The following is an 18,116-nucleotide window of genomic DNA, read 5'->3' as shown; positions in this document are numbered from 1 at the left end:
GGGGGAGGGGAGGGTGATGAGGCCGCCTCTCGCTTTCGCCTCTGCGATGCGCTATCGCCTCACCATGCCCATCGAGATCTTCGTCGACGCCGATGCCTGCCCCGTCAAGGAGGAGGTGTTCCGCGTGGCCGGGCGGCACGGGCTCAAGACCCATGTCGTCGCCAACAGCTTCATGCGCCTGCCGCGCGACCCGCTGATCGCCTTCGTGCTGGTGCAGGCCGGACCCGACGCCGCGGATGACTGGATCGCCGAACGCGCCACGCCCGAGGCCGTCGTGATCACCAACGACATCCCGCTCGCCAGCCGCTGCATCGCGGCCGGCGCCCAGGTGATCGGCGCCACCGGCAAGCCCTTCACCGAAGCCTCGATCGGCATGGCGCTCGCCACCCGCAACCTGATGGAGCATCTGCGCTCGACCGGCGAGATGACCGGCGGCCCCAGGCCGTTTAGCGCCAAGGACCGCTCGGCCTTCCTGCAGGCCCTGGACACGGCGATCATGCGGTTGAAGCGGAAGGGCGGATAACCCTCTCCCAGCGGGAAGAGCGCGCCTGCGCCACCCTGTCGCTTGGCGCTTCGGCAGTGCGCGCCTATCTAGGGAGGGGCAGCCAGGAGACTTTCATGTCCGAGCATGACGACGAGGCAAACCGGCTTTCGGCCAGGGCGAGGCGCTATGCCCGGGTCGGCGTCAATGTCGGCGGCGTGGCGGCCCGCATGGCCGGATCGCGGCTGCTGGGGGGCGGTGGCTCCTCGAGCTCCAATGCGGTGGCGCTGGCCAAGGCGCTCGGCGGGCTGAAGGGGCCGCTGATGAAGGTCGGCCAGTTGCTCTCCACGATCCCGGACGCGCTGCCGCCCGATTATGCTGCCGAGCTTTCCAAGTTGCAAAGCCAGGCGCCCCCCATGGGCTGGGCCTTCGTCAAGCGGCGCATGATGGCTGAGCTCGGGCCGGACTGGGCAGGCCGCTTCGCCAGCTTCGAGCATGAGCCGGCGGCAGCGGCCTCCCTAGGCCAGGTGCATCGCGCCACCGCCAAGGACGGCACCGCGCTCGCCTGCAAGCTGCAATATGCCGATATGCAATCGGCCGTGGAGGCCGATCTCGCGCAGCTCCAGGTGCTGTTCGCCCTGCACCGGCGCTTCGATCCGGCCATCGACACCCGCGAGATCTACCAGGAGATCGGCGAGCGGGTGCGCGAAGAGCTCGATTATCGCCGCGAGGCCAAGCATACGGCGCTCTACCGCAACGCCTTCGCCACCCTCGGCATGTCCGACGTGCGGGCGCCGCGCGTGTGGCCCGAGCTTTCCACCGGACGCCTGCTCACCATGGACTGGCTCACCGGCGAGCGTATCCTCACCTTCAAGGAAGCCGAGCTGCCGGTGCGCAACCGCCTGGCGGCCGCGATGTTCGCGGCCTGGTGGCAGCCCTATGCCCATATCGGCATCATCCACGGTGACCCGCATCTGGGCAATTACACCGTGTTCAGCGAGGATGGCGAACCCTCGGGCATCAACCTGCTCGATTATGGCTGTATCCGCATCTTCCCGCCGGCCTTCGTGGGCGGCGTGGTCGAACTCTATCGCGGCCTGCTGCAAGGCGAGGCCGAGCGGGTGGTGCACGCCTACGAGACCTGGGGCTTTAAGAAACTGAGCAAGGACCTGATCGAGACGCTGAACCTGTGGGCGCGTTTCATCTTCGGCCCGCTGCTCGACGACCGCGTGCGCACCATCGCCGATGGCGTGGCGCCGTCCGAATATGGCCGCAGGGAAGCCTATGCCGTGCATCAGGCGCTCAAGCAGAAGGGCCCGGTGACGGTGCCGCGCGAATTCGTGTTCATGGATCGCGCCGCGATCGGGCTCGGCGGCGTGTTCCTGCATCTGCGGGCGGAACTGAATTTTCACCGCCTCTTCGAGGCGGCGATCGAGGATTTCTCGGTCGAGACGGTCGCGGCCCGCCAACAGGCCGCGCTCGCCGAGGTCGGTTTGTAGGGCGAACGCCATGCCCGGGACAAGCCCAGGCATGGCCGAGTTGGGGCCTCTTTTGGCCACCACTGCCGAAAATACGCCGAGGCTCTCGATTAGGAAGCGGGTGCTTCGCTCCGGTGGTGCAGCGGATGCCGCATGGCGGCATGGTGCACCCGGCGCTTCGTCACCGGGGTTGCGGGAGCTTCCGCGCCCGGCGCCGTCTCCACCGCCGGGTCGACACCCTGGCCGGCATTGGCGTTCCACAGGGGCATGGCCGCCGGTGCAACCGGTGTCTTGGCTTCGTCGTAACCGAAGCCGCGCTGGATCGAATAGAAGTCGGTGATGCCGTCGGCCTGGGCGCAGGAGGCTGCAGCTGCCAGTCCACATGCGGCCAAGACGGAAGTGATCAAAATTCTCATCGTGTCTACCCTTTGGAATATTGCGGTGCTCTCATGTCATCGCCGCGTCAAAACTAGAGCAAAGCCTTGCCGCAAGTATGGCGTAAACACAGTGTTCGCGAAGTTGTGACGTTTGTTTCTGCCGTGTTGCTGAAATGATTATCATTGATTGCTGGAATTTGAGGGGCGCAACTTCTCATTGAAGAATGAAAACTATTTGTGGTTGCGCCAGGACGAGAAGTTCAACGTATTGGCGGGGTGGTATGTGCGTCGTCGAAGCCTGTCCCCGGTGTGGTGGTTGCCATCCCCGACCCATCCGCCTATGACAGTCCTCCCGCCTTCAATGCCCGAATGCCGCCATGACCTCGATGCAACCGGCCGCCGACCTTGCCGATCTTCGCAAAGAAATCGATCGCATCGATGCCGCTATGCACCGCCTCCTGATGGAGCGCGGCGAGATCATCGACCAGCTCATCGCCATCAAGCGTTCGCAGGCCTCCGGTTCGGCCTTCCGGCCTGGGCGGGAAGCCTCGATGATGCGCGAGATCGTCGGACGCCATCACGGCATCCTGCCGGTCGACATCGTCGAATCGATCTGGCGCGTGATCATCGCGACCTTCACCCATGTGCAGGCGCCCTATACGGTGCATGGCGACATCTCGCTCGGCAATGCGGCGATGCGTGACGTTGCCCGCTTCCATTTCGGCTTCGTGGTGCCTTATGAGACGCATGACGATGCCGGCGACGTCATCCACGCGCTCACCCATTCGCGTGGCGATCTCGGCCTGGTGCCGGTGGCCGCTCCCGGTGCCTGGTGGCGGGCCCTCGAAGGCGAGACGGCGCCCAAGATCATCGCCAGGCTGCCCTTCGTCGAGCGGGCCGACCATCCGGCCGCGCTGCCGACCTATGTGCTGTCCAAGCCGATCGACGAGCCGCTATCGCCCGGCGATGTCAGGCTGATTTCGGCCGTGCTGCCGACGGCCCTTCCTGCGCTGCCCCAGGGCTGGAGCATCCCCGCCCATGCCGGCGCGGCACTGCTGGTCGCGCTGCATCCGGGCCAGACCATCGTCGCGCTCGCCGAAGCCCTGCCTTCGGGCACCAGTTTCGAGCCGATCGGCTCCCATGCGCCGGCTTTCGTCCTGCCTCTCAAGTAACCTTCGGAATCCCTAGACATGAACGGTCCCGTTCCCCGCAAGGGCATCCTCGACATCGATGCTTATGTGCCCGGCAAGTCGGCGGCGCCCGCCGGCGTCAAGCTCTGGAAATTGTCGTCCAACGAGACGCCGCTCGGTCCGAGCGCCCAGGCCAAGGCCGCCTATGCCGCTGCTGGCGAGAAGCTCGAACTCTATCCCGATGGTGCTTCCTCTGCCCTGCGGACGGCAATCGCGGCGCGCTACGGCCTCGACCCCGCGCGGCTGATCTGCGGCGCCGGTTCGGACGAACTTCTCTCGCTGCTGGCCTATACCTATCTCGGGCCGGGAGACGAGGCCGTTTACAGCGAGCACGGCTTCCTGGTCTACAAGATCGCCACGCTCGCGGCCGGCGCGACGCCGGTGGTGGCGCCCGAAAAGAACTATACCGCCGATGTCGATGCCCTGCTGGCACGGGTGACGGCCCAGACGAAGATCGTCTTCCTGGCCAATCCCAACAATCCGACCGGCACCTATCTGCCCTTCGACGAGGTCAAGCGCCTGCATGCCGGCCTGCGTTCCGACATTCTCCTGGTGCTCGATGCCGCCTATGCCGAATATGTGCGGGCGAACGACTATGAATCCGGCCTCGAACTGGTGGCCACCAGCCCCAATGTGGTGATGGCCCGCACTTTCTCGAAGATCTATGGCCTGGCCAATCTGCGTCTGGGCTGGATGGTGGGCCCGCCCGCTGTAATCGACGCGGTCAACCGCATCCGTGGCCCCTTCAACGTTTCCGGCCCGGCCATGGCGGCCGGCATCGCGGCCATCCAGGATGACGGCCATGTGGCCGATGCCATCGCGCACAACGACAAATGGCTCGCTTTCCTCACCAAGGAACTCACCGGCCTCGGCCTTGGCGTGACGCCATCGGTCGGCAATTTCCTGCTGGTGCATTTCCCGAAGGAAGCCGGCAAGAGTGCCAGGGATGCCGATGCCTTCTTGACCGAACGCGGGCTCATCCTCAGGCGTGTCGACGCCTATGGCCTGCCCGATGCCCTGCGCCTGACTATCGGTCCTGGGGAGGCCAACTGCCTGGTGGTCGAAACGTTGCGCGAGTTTCTGAGCAAATAACCTAGATTTCTCTTTTTCCGCCAACCCCTTTCCTGTTCCCGGAGAGGGAGCCAATCCGGAGCCGTCATGTCCGATCTTTCCGCCTTCCCGATCACCAGGCGCTGGCCGGCCCAGCATCCCGATCGCATCCAGCTCTACTCGCTGCCCACGCCCAATGGCGTGAAGGTATCGATCATGCTGGAGGAGACCGGCCTCACCTATGAGCCGCATCTCATCGACATCGGCAAGAACGAGACCTGGGGGCCAGAATTCCTGTCGCTCAATCCCAATGGCAAGATCCCGGCGATCATCGATCCCGACGGCCCGGGTGGCAAGCCCCTCGGCCTGTTCGAATCCGGCGCCATCCTGCTCTATCTCGCCGAGAAGACCGGCAGGTTCCTGCCGGCCGATGCCGCTGCCCGCTACGAGACCATCCAATGGGTGTTCTTCCAGATGGCGGCGATCGGACCGATGTTCGGCCAACTCGGCTTCTTCCACAAATTCGCCGGCCGCGAGATCGAGGACAAGCGTCCGCTCGAACGCTACCGTGCCGAATCCAAGCGCCTGCTCGGCGTGCTCGAAACGCGCCTGGAGGGGCGCGACTGGCTGATGAGCGCCGAGTACACCATCGCCGACATCGCCACGCTGGGCTGGGTGCGCAACCTCGTCGGTTTCTATGGTGCCGGCGAACTGGTCGACTATGCCAGCCTGAAGCAAGTGCCGGCCTGGCTCGAGCGCGGCCTCGCCCGCCCCGCCGTGCAGCGTGGGCTGGAAATTCCGAAGAGAGGCTGAAGCCCCCGACAGGACTGGTCTTCCGCCGTCTCTTCACTGCCGATGACATGAAAAAAAGCGACGCGGCCGTTTCCGGCCGCGTCGCTTCTCATTTTGGACGTCCAGCTTCGAGTGTCAGTTAGGGGCGCTGTCCCAGGGAGGATTTGCCTTCCCCGGCCTCATCGTGCACAGAAGTCGAAAATTTCCAGGGTTCCCATGTCTGACGCTCCTTTTCTCTTCGACCGGCTCTGCGTGATCGGAATCGGCCTGATCGGCTCCTCCATCCTGCGGGCGGCCCGCAGCTACGGGCTTTCCCGGACATTGGTGGCGGCAGACCTTTCTCAAAAGGTGGTCGGTCGCGTCGAGGAACTCGGTATCGCCGATGTCGCCACCACGGATTTCGGCGCTGCCGTTACGGACGCCGATTGCGTCATTCTCTGCGTGCCCTCGGGCGCCTTCGGCGTGGTGACCGAGATCATTGCTCCGCATCTCAAGCCAGGCGCCGTCATATCCGACTCCGGCTCGGTCAAGGGCGCCGTGGTGGCGCAGATGTCGCCTTTCCTCCCATCGGGCGTGCACTTTATCCCGGCTCATCCCGTGGCCGGCACCGAGCATTCGGGGCCTGATGCCGGTTTTGCCGAATTGTTCGAGAACCGCTGGTGCATCTTCACACCGGCCGAGAACATCGACGCCGAGGCGCTGGCGCGCTATCGCGCCTTCTGGGAGAGGCTCGGCTCCAAGGTGGAGCGCATGACACCGGAGCATCACGACCTCGTGCTCGCCGTTACCAGCCATGTCCCGCATCTCATTGCCTACAACATCGTGGGCACCGCCGACGATCTGGAGACGGTGACTCAGTCGGAGGTGATCAAGTTTTCCGCCGGCGGCTTCCGCGACTTCACGCGCATCGCCGCCTCAGACCCCACCATGTGGCGCGATGTCTTCCTCAACAACAAGAAGGCCGTGCTGGAAGTGCTCGGCCGCTTCTCGGAGGATCTGGCCTATCTGCAGCGGGCGATCCGCTGGGGAGAGGGCGACAAATTGTTCGATCTTTTCACCCGCACCAGGGCGGTGCGCCGCTCGATCATCGACCAGGGGCAGGAGACGGCTGCTCCCGATTTCGGCCGCCCGCACGGCAAGCACTGAAGCCCGTTGCCAATCGGCCTGTCGCATAGCCGCCATCAGCCTCGTCAGGGCCGCCAAATCCTGTCGTTTGCAGGCTAGCGGCTGGCTCGGTTGCGACCTTAATTAGCAGGTGACTTCTCTCCAAGGCGGAACGGAAAGACCATGACCGAAACGGTTATTACTTCGGAAAAGCAAAAGGTCGTGCTGGGCTTCGACAAGCGCTTCGTCATGATCGGCGAACGCATCAACCCGACGGGCCGCAAGCTGCTCGCCGCGGAGATGGCGGCCGGCGACTATTCGCGTGTCGTCTCCGACGCGATCGCCCAGGTCGAGGCCGGTGCCCAGATGCTGGACGTGAATGCCGGCATCCCGCTCGCCGACGAGCCCAAGATCCTGGCCGAATGCGTCAAGCTGGTGCAGGACACCGTGCCGGTGCCGCTCTCGATCGACTCATCCATCGTGGAAGCGCTGGAGGCCGGCCTTTCCGTCTACAAGGGCAAGCCCTTGGTCAATTCCGTCACCGGCGAGGAAGAGCGCCTCGAGCGCGTGCTGCCGCTGGTGAAGAAATACAATGCTGCCGTCGTCGCCATTTCGAACGACGAAACCGGTATCTCCGAAGATCCCGATGTGCGCTATGAGGTTGCCAAGAAGATCGTCGAGCGCGCCGCCGACTACGGCATCCCGCGTGAGGACATCGTGGTCGACCCGCTGGTGATGCCGGTTGGCGCTATCAACGATGCCGGCCGCAAGCTGATGCACCTCCTGCGCCGTCTGCAGACCGAACTGAAGGTTAACACGACCTGCGGCGCCTCCAACTTCTCCTTCGGCCTGCCGAACCGCCGCGGCCTCAATGCCTCCTTCCTGCCGATGATGATCGGCGCCGGCATGACGTCGGCGATCATGAATCCCCTCCACCTGGAGGACATTCAGGCCATTCTCGGCGCCGACGTGGTGATGGGCCATGATCCCAACTGCATGAGCTGGATCAAAAAGTTCCGCGAGCCGCAGCCGGAAGCCGCCGACGGCGCCGGTGCCGGCCGCCGCGAGCGTCGCCGCGCGCGGGCATAAGGCGCGCACCCCTTCTCCCGAGCGGGAGTGGTTTGGGGTGAGGGAGGTATCCCGAATATCCTGGCCAAGGCCTCCAGCCCTTTCGCTTGCGGCTCTGGCAAAGACGAATACTTAAAGGGTTATGGATAAACCCTCACCCCAACCCCTCTCCCGAACCGGGAGAGGGGAACTTGTTCCAAGGCCCCGCCGATGACCAATCCGCTCGTCTTCTTCGCTCCCTCCGGCAAGCGTGGCCGTTTTCCCGAAGGCACTTCTGTCCTCGAGGCGGCGCGCAAGCTCGGCGTCGACCTCGATTCGGTCTGCGGCGGACGCGGCATTTGCGGGCGCTGCCAGGTCGAGGTCGGTGACGGTAAGTTCCCCAAGCTCGGCATCGTCTCGGCGCCTGACCACGTCACCGAATGGAACGCGGTGGAGGAGCGCTACGTCTCCAAGCGGGGGCCGCTCGCCGAGGGCCGGCGCCTCGGCTGCCAGGCCAAATTGTGCAGCGACGTCGTCATCGATGTGCCGCCCGATAGCCAGGTCCACCGTCAGGTGGTACGCAAGAGTGCTGCGATCCGCGACATCGCCATTGAACCGGTAGTGGCGCTGCATTATGTCGAGGTGCGCGAGCCCGACATGCACGAGCCTTCCAGCGATTTCCGCCGCCTGCAGGAGGCGCTGGAACAGCAATGGGGCCTCAAGGACATCACGGCGCCCTTGGAGTCGCTGCGCTTGCTGCAATGGTCGCTGCGCCAGGGCCAGTGGTCGGTGACGGTGGCCATCAGGCACAAGCGCGAGATCGTCGGCATCTGGCCCGGCCTGCACGAGCAGGGGGTGGGCCTTGCCGTCGACATCGGCTCCACGACCATCGCCGCGCATCTGTGCGATCTCGCCAGCGGCGAGGTGCTGGCGTCCTCCGGCATCATGAACCCGCAGATCCGCTTCGGCGAGGATGTGATGAGCCGCGTCTCCTATGTGATGATGAATCCGGGCGGCGATGTCGAACTGACCACGGCGGTGCGCGAGGCCATTGCCGAGCTTGCCGTGTCCGTCACCAAGGAGGTCGGCCTCAACTCCAACGACATTCTGGAGATGACCGTGGTCGCCAACCCGATCATGCATCATCTCTTCCTCGGCCTCGATCCGACCGAGCTCGGCGGCGCTCCCTTCGCGCTCACCATCGACGGCGCCTATCAGACGCGGGCGGCCCATCTCAACCTGCCGCTCTCCAGCGGAGCCTATGTCTATGTGCTGCCCTGCATCGCCGGCCATGTCGGCGCAGACACGGCCGGCGTGGTGCTCTCGGAAGGGCCTTATCTCAGGCCGGAAGTGTCGCTGGTGGTCGATGTCGGTACCAATGCCGAGATCGTGCTGGGCAATCGCGAGCGCCTGCTCGCCTGCTCCTCGCCCACCGGCCCCGCCTTCGAGGGCGGCCAGATTTCTTCGGGCCAGCGAGCCGCCCCCGGCGCCATCGAGCGCGTACGCATTGATCCCGTCACGCTGGAGCCGCGCTACAAGGTGATCGGCTCCGACCTGTGGTCGGATGAGCCGGGCTTCGACAAGGCGGTGGTTCGCACCGGTGTCACCGGCATCTGCGGCTCGGGCATCATCGAGGCGATCGCCGAGATGCTGCTGGCGGGTCTGATCACGCCGGACGGCGTCGTCGACGGCGCCATGGCGGCCCGCTCTCCGCGCGTCGAGGAAGACGGGCGCACCTTCAAATATCTCATCCGCGAGGGCGAGCCGCGCATCGCCATCACCCAGAACGACGTGCGTGCCATCCAGCTCGGCAAGGCCGCGCTCTATGCCGGTGTGCGCCTCCTGATGGACCGCTACGGTGTCACCGCCGTCGACCGCATCACGCTGGCGGGCGCATTCGGCAGCCATATCGACGTGAAGCACGCCATGATCCTGGGCCTGGTGCCCGATTGCGAGCTCGACAAGGTCGGCTCGGCCGGCAATGCCGCCGGTACCGGCGCACGCATCGCCCTGCTCAATGCCTCGGCCCGCACCGAGATTGAGGATGTGGTACGGCGCATCGAGAAGGTGGAAACGGCGATCGAGCCTTCCTTCCAGGCCCATTTCGTCGGTGCCATGGCAATCCCGCACAAATCCGATCCTTTCCCGCATCTGGAGGCGGCGCTTGGCGTCACCTTCAAGCGTGGCGGTGGTGAGGGCGAGGGGGGCGGCGGCGGCCGGGAGCGGCGGCGCCGGCGGGGCTGATCGGCAGGAAGCGCGGACATGACAGCGACAGGCCTTCATGTCGCGATGCGTGTTCCTCTCTTGGAAATATCATCCCTTCCACGATAGGAAGGGGTGATGTCAGGATTCCAGGAATTGCCCATGCCCGCTTCTTTCACCGGCTTCGGCGAGAAGGCGCTGCCCTTCTTCAAAGCGCTCGAATTCCACATGAGCCGCGACTGGTTCCAGGAGAATCGCGATCTCTATGACAGCCACGTGCTGGCGCCCTTTTCGGCCCTGATCGAGGCGGTCAACGCGGCCTGCATCGCCAAGGGGCTGCCGATGCGCGGTACGCCCAGGAGCGCGCTCTTCCGCATTCATCGCGATGTGCGCTTCGCCAAGGACAAGCGCCCCTACAAGACCCATGCCGGCGCCGTGATGACACGCTCGGGCGCCAAGAACGACCCGGGCCTTACCTATATCCACATCTCCCCCGAGGGGTGCTTTGCCGCTGTCGGCTTCTACGACCTCGAGCCCAAGCAGCTTGCCGCCTTCCGCCAGGCGATCATCGCCGTCCCCGAGCGCTTCCGTGCCGTGAGTGCGGAGCTCGCCGCAGCCGGGCTCGCCTTCGATCCGCAATGGAGCCTCAAGCGCCCGCCACGCGAGGCCGCCGGCATCGAAGATGCCGATCTCGTCGCGGCCCTTAAGCTGAAATCGATCGTGGTGAAGCGGCCCCTGCCGGACACCCTGATCCGCAGCCCGCAACTGGTGGACGCCTGCACGGGCCTGATTGAAGATGCTTTGCCGCTGCTCGATTTCGGGTGGTCGGCTCTGGCGGCGCTGGCACCGGAACGTGGTTAAAGACTGCACAGAGATAGAGTCGGGGATAATACATTGGGGAGCCGAATGACGAGCGCTGATTCTGTCCGCTATCGCGCCGTTGCCGGCCTCGAGCGGACACTGCTGCCGGATGGTTGTGCGGTCTATGACCGCGGCAGGCGGGAAATCCACTATCTGAACCCGGCAGCGACGGCGATCCTGGCGCTTTGCGGAACGGCGAATGACAGAGAGAGCATCGCCGAGGCCTTGCAGGGATTATTCAATCTGCCTGCCGCTCCGTCGGAGGACGTGGATGCCTGCATCGACACCCTGGCGGAGAAGGGCCTGATCGAAATCCAAATCGACCCATCTGGGCGAACCGATCGGACATAGGAAGCGAGTCGCCATGCTGATTCTGGTCTTCGACGCCCATTGGGGGCATCCCCTTGGCCAGGAGGATATGATCGAAGGCGTAGAAATCACCACGGACCGGTCGCGCTTTGCTGAAGCGGATGTCGTCATCTGCCATCTGCCCGAATGGAAAGAGGATCGGATAACCGCCATCAGGCCCTGGAGTTGGGAGCTCAAGCCGAAAAAGCGGCCTGGCCAGATCTGGGTTGGCTGCTCTTTGGAATGCGAGGACCATTATCCGGTCATGCGCGATGCGCGATTCATGCAGCATTTCGACTTGACCATGACTTATCGCCTGGATTCGGACATTCCCACCACCTACGCCATTCCGTTCGGTTCTGTGGCTAACATGCTGAGCGCGCTCCGCCGGCCGCCCCCGCCCAAGACCGAAGACGCGCCGCTGGTGTCCTTCATCTCGAGCGATGTCGACCGCAATGACCGGCGCGCTTATCTCTACGAACTGAGCCGCTATATTGCGATCGATTCCTACGGCAAGTTCCTGAACAACAGGCGGCTTCCAACCGACAGGGGCCGGGAATCGAAGTTGGATGTGATCGGCGCTTATAGATTTACCATTGCCTTCGAGAACGCTCGCAGCAACGACTATGTAACCGAGAAACTCTTCGACGCTTTTTGGGCCGGATCGGTGCCCGTCTATTTCGGAGCGCCGAATGTCGAGAAATTCGTGCCGGGAAGCAATTGCTATATCGATGCATCACGCTTCGCGGATCCGAAGGATTTGGCCGAGCATCTCAAGCGGCTTGCCAGCGACGAAGCCGCCTATCAGCGCCTGTTCGCCTGGAAACAACGGCCCTTGCGCAGCCATTTCCTCACGCTGATTGAACGTGAGGCGCGCCCGCCACTGACTCGCTTGAGCGAGTTGATTTTGGGAAGGCTCGGGGATTGCGCTGCGTTGTAAATGGCGCTGCCGTGGGATAGCATGATGCCCAGAGAACTCGAGTCCAAGCTGGAGAAAGTGGATGCCGTCTACGAGCGATGAAGTTCTGGTGCCGAGCACGGTGGATGTTCATTCGGCCGTAGACGCGCAAATTGCGGCGCAGGATCTGTTGGCCGCACTAAAGCAGGTTTGTGGTGACCACTATCAATCGCCCGCAATCGTTTCCTTCCCGATCAACGGAGCGACAGTCCTGGACGCTATGGCCGTAACCGGGAATTTCTAAGACACCGAATTGAATGAGGAGCTTGGTTCTCGCTGCTTCCTGCGCGAGCATGCCGCTGCGGGCATTCATTCAAGCACAAACAAGACCAGGTGCTACGGAAAGGACTTGACCTTTCCCGTGCGAACGGGTTTTCGTGGCGCCCAGGCTGTCCCGGTAGCTCAGCAGGATAGAGCAACGGTTTCCTAAACCGTAGGTCAGGGGTTCGAATCCCTTCCGGGACGCCACGCACCTATATGGTTCGTCTGCTTCATTCGGTGGCATATCAGGTGGCCGGACAGCGAGCTGGGTTATCCGAAACGAAAACTCACGGATCGAAGACCGCAAAAAGCCCCCCGCAGAATGCTGATCGGTCAGCGAGGACTGATGGTTCTCGATGGTAGTTTGTCATCGATGAGGCGATCGAGCTTGGCCTCGATGCGGCGTGTGGTTTCGACGAAGGCCTGCATCGTGGTCTCGGCTCTTGCAAAGCGCTCGCGAACCTCGGAACTGCCGTCCTTGAGCTTGCCGATCTCGACCTCGAGCTTGAGGTTGCGTTCCTCGATGACTGTGACGCGGCTGTTGAGCTGGCTCGACCACCAGACGACGCCGCCGGTCTGGACGAAGAGGGCGATTACCAAGGCGAGCGGGATCTTCTTGTCCACGCTCCAGCTTTCCCTTTCGCTCATGGCCAGCACCCTGCCGCCCGGCCGCCCTCATAGTGGATCGCCAGGCGGCGATTGCCCTCGCGGGAGACGGCCTGAACGTCCCGCAGGCTGTCGGTGATCACGCCGCAGGGGCGGTCAACGGGCGCCACGCTTGCACACCCGCTCAAAGCGATCCCAATCGCCACCAGCGCTGTAGCAGCGGTCGACAGCCTCACGGGCCTCGACGAAACGCTCCTTGGCCACATGATTTGCCCTTTCGATGTTGGCGGCGGCTCGCTGCGTTGCAGCCCGCTCGCGGTCTTGGATGAAAAGCCAGAGCGCCGTCAAGGCGGCGACGATTGCCAGCGCTCTCAGCAACAGGTGCGGCGGGATCAGGCGGAAGAGGGCGAGGGCGGCGGCGATCATGCCGACGCCTCCCGATGCCTCGCCTGCCGATAGGCGATAACGACGAGGCCGGCGATCGCCGCGACGCTGCCGCCTGCGACCAGCAGGGCGAAGACGATATCGACCACGCCGCCATTGCCGGTGATCGGTTGCAATGCGTCCTTGGCCGCGCCGATGGTGGCGCTGGCCGTGCCGATCGTCGCCACGATGGTGCCCTTGCCTGTGATGGTCGAGGAGACCTTGGCATCTGCGGGAGTGGCGGTCTCCAGGCCGGCAGGCGGCTGAGGGATGGCCGTGGCGACGCCATCGGCGAGGTGCAGCGCAGTCTCCCGAACATGGGCGATACGGGCGCTCCAGCCCCTGCCGAAGGTCGGCCAGGTCTTGAGGCCACGCAGGAACCGCAAGCGGGCGTCCTGCAAACTATCGATGAGGCTGGCTATCTCGTGCTTGCGGATGGCCTCCAGCGTCTTCAGGCCCAGAATGCCATCCGCCTCGACGGCGAGAAGGCGCTGAAGCGTCTTCACGGCCTGGGCCGGGCCGGAATTCACGGCGTAATCGAACAAGGCATAATCCAGGCCGGCCGGCAGTTCCCGATAGCGCAGCGGCTGTGCATATTGCCTGTCCAGGATCCGGGCTGCCTCCGCCAGCGTCAGGCCTTTGACTTCATCCGGTGTCGCCTTGCGGCCGAGCCGGCGCGCGGCGCCCAGGGTGGCCGCGGTGATCCCATATTTGGTGGCGCCCCCCGGATCGCGCGGATGGTTCACATAGCCGCCTTCGGAGCCAAAGACGAGCTTGATGGTTTGGGCGAGAGTTTCGCTCATGTGAGAGCTCCAAAAAAAAGCTCCCCAGAGGGGAGCCTGTGTTCAGTTCACCGATTGCGATATCGGGACTTTGAAGCCGCTAGACGATTTCCTTGGCGACCCCGACCCTATAAGGCGCATCAGGCTGGCGTGTGGCGCAAAACAGTAGGGCGTGCGCCAGCGTCCCGGCAAGCAGGGTACAAAACATGGGAGCTCCAATAAAAAGGCCGCCTTTATTGAGGCGGTTGCCAGGCATTAAGAGGCGGTGCGCTATTTTTTCTTCAGATTCTCGTTCTCTTTTTGCAACTTCTTGATCTGGTCCTGCACGGTGGCTAGGTCGTTGGTCAGCATTGTGACGCGAGAGTTGAGTTGAATAAGAGAGCCTGAATGTTAAGCAATCGTTTGGCCAGCTACACCCCATTCGCAGCTAGAGATATCGAGACCTTCATTTCCGGTGCGTGTGCAAGGTTGTTGCGCCTGCCGCGCGAAAACTGGCGATGAAAAACTTATGTATGGTGCTTTCCTTGGCAAATCGCGATTTTCTTGGCGACTCCATTGACCAGCACGTTGGTTGAATCAGTGATGGTGCACGCGGAATCAACAGTGACCTGATGAAAGTCGAATGTAGTATTAAACACTGTGTATCTCCAAAGGAAAACCGCCCCGGAGGGCGGCTAAAAATCTTAGCAAAATAACTTATTGAGACAGTTGTCCAGTGGCCACAGGATCAACCTGGAAAAACCTTCCTGGGTGGAGTAGGTGACTTTCCGATCATCTTGCAGACGGTCGAAACGAATAGGTCCCATGCATCCTGGAAGACATCAATCGGTCCTCGCGGATAGTGCCATTTCAGCCATTCGATTGTCTTGCGCACCGGCGATCCAGGAACTGTGTCGACATTCGCCCCCCAGCACCGCGTGACAAGCCGCTTCCGTTTTCGCCGGCTACCACAGGTGTATTGGATGGTGCGATTGTCGGCGATCAAAAGCCCTTCTTGTTCGGCATGCCGAAAAGTGTGGCTCTTTGGCCAATCCTCGGGCAGCCATCGACCTCCGAACCGATCAACAACGACCGGACGCAGCCCTCTGGCGACGATCTGCTTCGTCATGCCGTTGGGCCCAGCTTCGAAGTTGCTACCATCGAATGGCGTGACCAGCGGACCGGCATCAAGCGAGTTGAAGATCTCCGTTCTCAACATGAACGCGTTGGAGCGGATCCCCACATTCGGGAAGGGGGTATGGTCGTTGAGGCATTCGTAGCCTCCGCTCGCTCCGACGATGCCGCAGTCGGGAATGTTGTCGAAGGCCGCCAGGTAATGCGAAAGCCAGTGTGGAGCGAGAATTCGGCTCCAGGACGTTAAGGCGAGAACAAACTCGGTCTTGCAAGAAGCAGCTGCGTCCTTGATTACCGCTGTCGGCGACCTTTCGTCGGGAAAATGCATAATCCTGATACTGGAACAAGGGAGCGAGGGCAGCACATCAGCATACGCAATTAGCTCTCCGGGTGCGTATCCTTTTGCCGCAATTACCAAATCATATGCCACACCGGCGTCGTGTTCTTTAATGCTTCTAAAGAACGCATAGGCATATCTAGGGGCGTTCATTTTTCGCCACAAGAATATGACAGTAATGCGTTTCATTTAAATCTGACAAACTCCGATACCCCGGCCACCATTTAGCACGGCTGTATCCAGGCCTCTATACATACCATAGGATGAAAACAGATGTGCTTGTCTTCATTGTGGCGGCGCGCTAGCGTCGCGTGCACGTGAAGGGACCGATTTATGCGTATGACGAAGCCTGCTGGCAGCCGAGAGAGCATTATCCAAGCCGTCGAAGACGCCGGCTCATCAGACACCACCTTCTTCGGCTACCCGGCGCGTGAAGATGGACTGTATCTTCAGCAGGATCCTGAGGAATTCGGATCTTTCGTCCACTACATGGCGACGAAGATAAGGCCGGCCGAATATAGCATGGATATCGGAATCGCTTCTGGTGGCCAAACCAAGTTTCTACGCGACTTTTATTCGGCTGACAAAACCATCGTGGTCGACGTTGGTACCCACCCAGTCTACCCTCATTGGACGCGCATCAAAAAGGATCTCAACAGCGAGTTGATCGAGGAAATCATTTCCGATTCTCATGCACCGGAGGTCCGCCAGCGTCTGCTGAAATACGAAAACAAGATCGATTTCGCTTTCGTCGACGGCGATCACACCTACCATGGCTTGCGCAAAGACATTTTCTTGACCAAGGAGCTTCTGAGGGTCGGCGGGTACATGGTGCTCCACGACACGCTTGGTGTCTGGGACTGTAGGCGTGTCTTCGACGACCTGATCCAGGCCAAGGACTTTATCTTGGTTCGAAATTTCGCAATTCGGTTTGGTATCTCGGTCTGGCAGTTGCAGCGCAAGAAGAGGATCCCGACTGCATTCAACCGGGCCACCGGTCGCGGGAAGCTCTGAAGTGACCGAAGTTACGATCGGCGTTCCTGTTTATAACGGTCAAGACCAGCTCGAAGAGTGTCTGGAATGCCTGGTCGGGCAGACGTTTCGAGAAATCGAGATCTTGCTGTTCGACAACGCGTCGACCGATAAGACGCAGACAATCGTAGAACGTTTCGCTGCCGCTGACAGTCGCATCAAATATACTCGCCGGCCAACGAACGTCGGAGCGGTCAAGAATTTTATCACCCCTTTGGAACAGGCGACGTCGCCATATTTCATGTGGCGTGCGCATGACGACATCTCTGCACCTGATTATGTCGAGAAGCTCGTTGCTGCGCTGAAGCGGACGCCGACAGCAGCCCTGGCAACCGGGACCATCCAGTTTGAGCGACCGAACGGCCGCCTTACGCGCGATTATGTGCCTTCGATTCCGACTCGGCGAGGCCTTTCCGGCATCTTGAACCTGATGTTCGGTTCGCATGCTGGCTGGTACTACGGAATCTGGAAGACCGACATCCTGAGGCCTTTGATCGACAAGGTTTGGACGGACTTCCCTTATGCCTGGGCTTCCGATCATCTCACGCTGTATCCCATATTGCTGGATCAGCAGGTCACGGCCGCCCCTGAGACCAAATTCATCCAGAGGGTAACGCCCAAAGCGCATGGTCCAAGATCAGGGCAGCGCCAGCCGATTCCGGAGCTGATGAAGCTGCGGCATGAGTTCCTGAGATGTTGCGATGCCATGGTCGATGATCGCCAGTTTGATCCGTTCACGAAACTGGCAATCAAGGCCGCCAACCGCCTCTATGTAGGAAAGCGGGTCTATCCGATGAAGAAGATCATCAAGCGGACGCTGTTTCGTTACTGAGCCTGCAGCGGTCGCGCAGGAACTCCGACAATAGTGCTCCCAGCAGGAACATCCTTAGTCACGACAGCACCGGCGCCAACGGTAGCATCGCTACCGATTTTGATCCTTGGAAGCACCGTGGCGCCGGCACCGACGAAGACACCGTCGCCAACCTCGATCTGTCCACACAGCGTGGCCCCGGGGCCAATGTGGACGCCATCGCCAATGATGCAGTCATGATCAACACTGGCTCGGCTGTTGATGATCGAGCACCTGCCGACCTGAACGCATGTTGCCACGGTGGCTCCGATCAGGACCTGAGACCCCAATCCAACGACCGCATCGGAAGCGATCATAGCTGTCGGGTGAACCAACGAGATCGGAGGAAGCCCGAGAGCATCGAGATCTTGCGCTATGGCGAGTCGATCGCGGCCATAACCGCCGCCAATTGCAAGAGCGTATGAGGGCTTAATTGAACAATCGTCGCGCCGGTCCAACCAAGACTTCAGACCTTCGATCCCGCGGATGGTCTCGACGCCAGCGAATGGCGGTTCGATTTCACGGTTGTCTATGACTGCGGACACAGTTATGCCGAGATGGCTGAGCAATTCACGAAGCACACGGGAATGCCCGGTGCCACCCCATAAAACGACTTCGATCATCTGGTCCGTATCTTTTTTCTTGGATCACGATAGCAGCGGATCACTTCCTGCGCCAGCGTAGGGCCAGTCGGCCGGTTTCAGCAACTCTGCAGTCCGAGCCGCGCCAAAGGCCTGTTCAACAGCAACCTTTACCATCGGATACATTTCATCCGAGGTAGTAAAGGTTTGGCTGTCCTGCCGCATGCAACGAAACCCCACAGG

At 61.9% G+C, this 18,116-nt stretch carries 21 protein-coding genes and 1 tRNA gene; 15 read left to right on the top strand and 7 right to left on the bottom strand.

The genetic code is table 11. The annotated features are described in order from the left end of the window. Nucleotides 1–16: 16 nt before the first annotated feature. Nucleotides 17–523 (top strand): YaiI/YqxD family protein, encoded by a 507-nt coding sequence (locus tag J8I29_RS21345; RefSeq protein ID WP_245197227.1) that lies wholly within the window; start codon nt 17–19, stop codon nt 521–523. Nucleotides 524–618: 95 nt separating this feature from the next. Continuing rightward, nucleotides 619–1,980, top strand: coding sequence for an AarF/UbiB family protein (locus J8I29_RS21340; protein WP_209433184.1), 1,362 nt, complete (start codon nt 619–621; stop codon nt 1,978–1,980). 89 nt (nt 1,981–2,069) lie between these two features. On the opposite strand, the gene J8I29_RS21335 is transcribed toward J8I29_RS21340, so the two are convergent. Then, nucleotides 2,070–2,375 carry a hypothetical protein gene (locus J8I29_RS21335; RefSeq protein ID WP_209433183.1) on the bottom strand — a complete coding sequence of 102 codons (306 nt, stop codon included), beginning with the start codon at nt 2,373–2,375 and terminating at the stop codon, nt 2,070–2,072. 338 nt (nt 2,376–2,713) lie between these two features. On the opposite strand from J8I29_RS21335, the gene J8I29_RS21330 reads away from it, so the two are divergent. The 11 genes from J8I29_RS21330 to J8I29_RS21280 all read left to right on the top strand — a co-directional run bounded on the left by J8I29_RS21330 (nt 2,714) and on the right by J8I29_RS21280 (nt 12,356). Further along, the gene (locus tag J8I29_RS21330) at nt 2,714–3,508 is read left to right on the top strand and encodes a chorismate mutase (RefSeq protein ID WP_105864026.1); all 795 of its coding nucleotides are present in this window, start codon (nt 2,714–2,716) and stop codon (nt 3,506–3,508) included. Between the two features lie 18 nt (nt 3,509–3,526). Further along, nucleotides 3,527–4,618 (top strand): histidinol-phosphate transaminase, encoded by a 1,092-nt coding sequence (locus J8I29_RS21325; protein WP_209433182.1) that lies wholly within the window; start codon nt 3,527–3,529, stop codon nt 4,616–4,618. 66 nt (nt 4,619–4,684) lie between these two features. After that, nucleotides 4,685–5,389, top strand: coding sequence for a glutathione S-transferase N-terminal domain-containing protein (locus J8I29_RS21320; protein ID WP_209433181.1), 705 nt, complete (start codon nt 4,685–4,687; stop codon nt 5,387–5,389). 195 nt (nt 5,390–5,584) lie between these two features. Then, nucleotides 5,585–6,514 (top strand): prephenate/arogenate dehydrogenase family protein, encoded by a 930-nt coding sequence (locus J8I29_RS21315; RefSeq protein ID WP_209433180.1) that lies wholly within the window; start codon nt 5,585–5,587, stop codon nt 6,512–6,514. 141 nt (nt 6,515–6,655) lie between these two features. After that, nucleotides 6,656–7,561, top strand: a complete 906-nt coding sequence (locus J8I29_RS21310) for a methyltetrahydrofolate cobalamin methyltransferase (RefSeq protein WP_209433179.1) — start codon at nt 6,656–6,658, stop codon at nt 7,559–7,561. 189 nt (nt 7,562–7,750) lie between these two features. Continuing rightward, complete coding sequence (locus tag J8I29_RS21305; RefSeq protein WP_209433178.1) at nt 7,751–9,763, top strand: ASKHA domain-containing protein; 2,013 nt, start codon at nt 7,751–7,753, stop codon at nt 9,761–9,763. Nucleotides 9,764–9,883: 120 nt separating this feature from the next. Further along, nucleotides 9,884–10,582, top strand: a complete 699-nt coding sequence (locus J8I29_RS21300; RefSeq protein WP_209433177.1) for a TIGR02453 family protein — start codon at nt 9,884–9,886, stop codon at nt 10,580–10,582. Nucleotides 10,583–10,627: 45 nt separating this feature from the next. After that, the gene (locus J8I29_RS21295) at nt 10,628–10,933 is read left to right on the top strand and encodes a PqqD family protein (RefSeq protein WP_209433176.1); all 306 of its coding nucleotides are present in this window, start codon (nt 10,628–10,630) and stop codon (nt 10,931–10,933) included. Nucleotides 10,934–10,946: 13 nt separating this feature from the next. Beyond that, the gene (locus J8I29_RS21290; RefSeq protein ID WP_209433175.1) at nt 10,947–11,870 is read left to right on the top strand and encodes a glycosyltransferase family 10; all 924 of its coding nucleotides are present in this window, start codon (nt 10,947–10,949) and stop codon (nt 11,868–11,870) included. Between the two features lie 61 nt (nt 11,871–11,931). Then, entirely contained in the window at nt 11,932–12,132 is a 201-nt protein-coding gene (locus J8I29_RS21285; RefSeq protein WP_209433174.1) for a hypothetical protein, read from the top strand. 147 nt (nt 12,133–12,279) lie between these two features. Then, nucleotides 12,280–12,356, top strand: a tRNA-Arg gene (locus J8I29_RS21280). A gap of 126 nt (nt 12,357–12,482) precedes the next feature. On the opposite strand, the gene J8I29_RS21275 is transcribed toward J8I29_RS21280, so the two are convergent. The 5 genes from J8I29_RS21275 to J8I29_RS21260 form a co-directional block, all read right to left on the bottom strand. Next, complete coding sequence (locus J8I29_RS21275; protein ID WP_105864036.1) at nt 12,483–12,797, bottom strand: hypothetical protein; 315 nt, start codon at nt 12,795–12,797, stop codon at nt 12,483–12,485. Further along, a complete protein-coding gene (locus tag J8I29_RS30320) occupies nt 12,794–12,925 on the bottom strand; it encodes a hypothetical protein (RefSeq protein WP_280870981.1) in 132 nt (43 codons plus the stop codon). The genes J8I29_RS21275 and J8I29_RS30320 overlap by 4 nt, the downstream gene beginning before the upstream one ends. Further along, nucleotides 12,912–13,181 carry a hypothetical protein gene (locus tag J8I29_RS21270; RefSeq protein ID WP_209433173.1) on the bottom strand — a complete coding sequence of 90 codons (270 nt, stop codon included), beginning with the start codon at nt 13,179–13,181 and terminating at the stop codon, nt 12,912–12,914. The genes J8I29_RS30320 and J8I29_RS21270 overlap by 14 nt, the downstream gene beginning before the upstream one ends. After that, nucleotides 13,178–13,981, bottom strand: a complete 804-nt coding sequence (locus tag J8I29_RS21265) for a glycoside hydrolase family 108 protein (protein WP_209433172.1) — start codon at nt 13,979–13,981, stop codon at nt 13,178–13,180. Before J8I29_RS21265 ends, J8I29_RS21270 begins: the two co-directional genes overlap by 4 nt. A gap of 706 nt (nt 13,982–14,687) precedes the next feature. Further along, on the bottom strand, nt 14,688–15,599 hold the full coding sequence (locus J8I29_RS21260) for a hypothetical protein (protein ID WP_209433171.1): 912 nt from the start codon (nt 15,597–15,599) through the stop codon (nt 14,688–14,690). A gap of 144 nt (nt 15,600–15,743) precedes the next feature. Here J8I29_RS21260 and J8I29_RS21255 point away from each other — a divergent pair, with 144 nt between their 5' ends. After that, entirely contained in the window at nt 15,744–16,424 is a 681-nt protein-coding gene (locus J8I29_RS21255) for a class I SAM-dependent methyltransferase (RefSeq protein ID WP_209433170.1), read from the top strand. A gap of 1 nt (nt 16,425) precedes the next feature. Then, entirely contained in the window at nt 16,426–17,274 is an 849-nt protein-coding gene (locus tag J8I29_RS21250; protein WP_209433169.1) for a glycosyltransferase family 2 protein, read from the top strand. Here J8I29_RS21250 and J8I29_RS21245 read toward each other — a convergent pair. After that, the gene (locus J8I29_RS21245) at nt 17,268–17,915 is read right to left on the bottom strand and encodes an acetyltransferase (RefSeq protein ID WP_209433168.1); all 648 of its coding nucleotides are present in this window, start codon (nt 17,913–17,915) and stop codon (nt 17,268–17,270) included. The two genes, J8I29_RS21250 and J8I29_RS21245, sit on opposite strands and share 7 nt — an antisense overlap. Nucleotides 17,916–18,116 lie beyond the last annotated feature (201 nt).

The organism is Labrys sp. LIt4, from assembly GCF_017813775.1.
Taxonomy (GTDB): Bacteria; Pseudomonadota; Alphaproteobacteria; order Rhizobiales; family Labraceae; genus Labrys; species Labrys okinawensis_A.
Note: the sequence above shows the minus strand (reverse complement) of the source record. Positions and strands in the feature narration are given on the sequence as shown.

What these genes read in the sequence shown, in the direction of transcription:
- J8I29_RS21345 (WP_245197227.1), top strand. Translation starts at nt 17, where the DNA reads ATGAGGCCGCCTCTCGCTTTCGCCTCTGCGATGCGCTATCGCCTCACC.
- J8I29_RS21340 (WP_209433184.1), top strand. Translation starts at nt 619, where the DNA reads ATGTCCGAGCATGACGACGAGGCAAACCGGCTTTCGGCCAGGGCGAGG.
- J8I29_RS21335 (WP_209433183.1), bottom strand. Translation starts at nt 2,375, where the DNA reads ATGAGAATTTTGATCACTTCCGTCTTGGCCGCATGTGGACTGGCAGCT.
- J8I29_RS21330 (WP_105864026.1), top strand. Translation starts at nt 2,714, where the DNA reads ATGACCTCGATGCAACCGGCCGCCGACCTTGCCGATCTTCGCAAAGAA.
- J8I29_RS21325 (WP_209433182.1), top strand. Translation starts at nt 3,527, where the DNA reads ATGAACGGTCCCGTTCCCCGCAAGGGCATCCTCGACATCGATGCTTAT.
- J8I29_RS21320 (WP_209433181.1), top strand. Translation starts at nt 4,685, where the DNA reads ATGTCCGATCTTTCCGCCTTCCCGATCACCAGGCGCTGGCCGGCCCAG.
- J8I29_RS21315 (WP_209433180.1), top strand. Translation starts at nt 5,585, where the DNA reads ATGTCTGACGCTCCTTTTCTCTTCGACCGGCTCTGCGTGATCGGAATC.
- J8I29_RS21310 (WP_209433179.1), top strand. Translation starts at nt 6,656, where the DNA reads ATGACCGAAACGGTTATTACTTCGGAAAAGCAAAAGGTCGTGCTGGGC.
- J8I29_RS21305 (WP_209433178.1), top strand. Translation starts at nt 7,751, where the DNA reads ATGACCAATCCGCTCGTCTTCTTCGCTCCCTCCGGCAAGCGTGGCCGT.
- J8I29_RS21300 (WP_209433177.1), top strand. Translation starts at nt 9,884, where the DNA reads ATGCCCGCTTCTTTCACCGGCTTCGGCGAGAAGGCGCTGCCCTTCTTC.
- J8I29_RS21295 (WP_209433176.1), top strand. Translation starts at nt 10,628, where the DNA reads ATGACGAGCGCTGATTCTGTCCGCTATCGCGCCGTTGCCGGCCTCGAG.
- J8I29_RS21290 (WP_209433175.1), top strand. Translation starts at nt 10,947, where the DNA reads ATGCTGATTCTGGTCTTCGACGCCCATTGGGGGCATCCCCTTGGCCAG.
- J8I29_RS21285 (WP_209433174.1), top strand. Translation starts at nt 11,932, where the DNA reads ATGCCGTCTACGAGCGATGAAGTTCTGGTGCCGAGCACGGTGGATGTT.
- J8I29_RS21275 (WP_105864036.1), bottom strand. Translation starts at nt 12,797, where the DNA reads ATGAGCGAAAGGGAAAGCTGGAGCGTGGACAAGAAGATCCCGCTCGCC.
- J8I29_RS21270 (WP_209433173.1), bottom strand. Translation starts at nt 13,181, where the DNA reads ATGATCGCCGCCGCCCTCGCCCTCTTCCGCCTGATCCCGCCGCACCTG.
- J8I29_RS21265 (WP_209433172.1), bottom strand. Translation starts at nt 13,981, where the DNA reads ATGAGCGAAACTCTCGCCCAAACCATCAAGCTCGTCTTTGGCTCCGAA.
- J8I29_RS21260 (WP_209433171.1), bottom strand. Translation starts at nt 15,599, where the DNA reads ATGAAACGCATTACTGTCATATTCTTGTGGCGAAAAATGAACGCCCCT.
- J8I29_RS21255 (WP_209433170.1), top strand. Translation starts at nt 15,744, where the DNA reads ATGCGTATGACGAAGCCTGCTGGCAGCCGAGAGAGCATTATCCAAGCC.
- J8I29_RS21245 (WP_209433168.1), bottom strand. Translation starts at nt 17,915, where the DNA reads ATGATCGAAGTCGTTTTATGGGGTGGCACCGGGCATTCCCGTGTGCTT.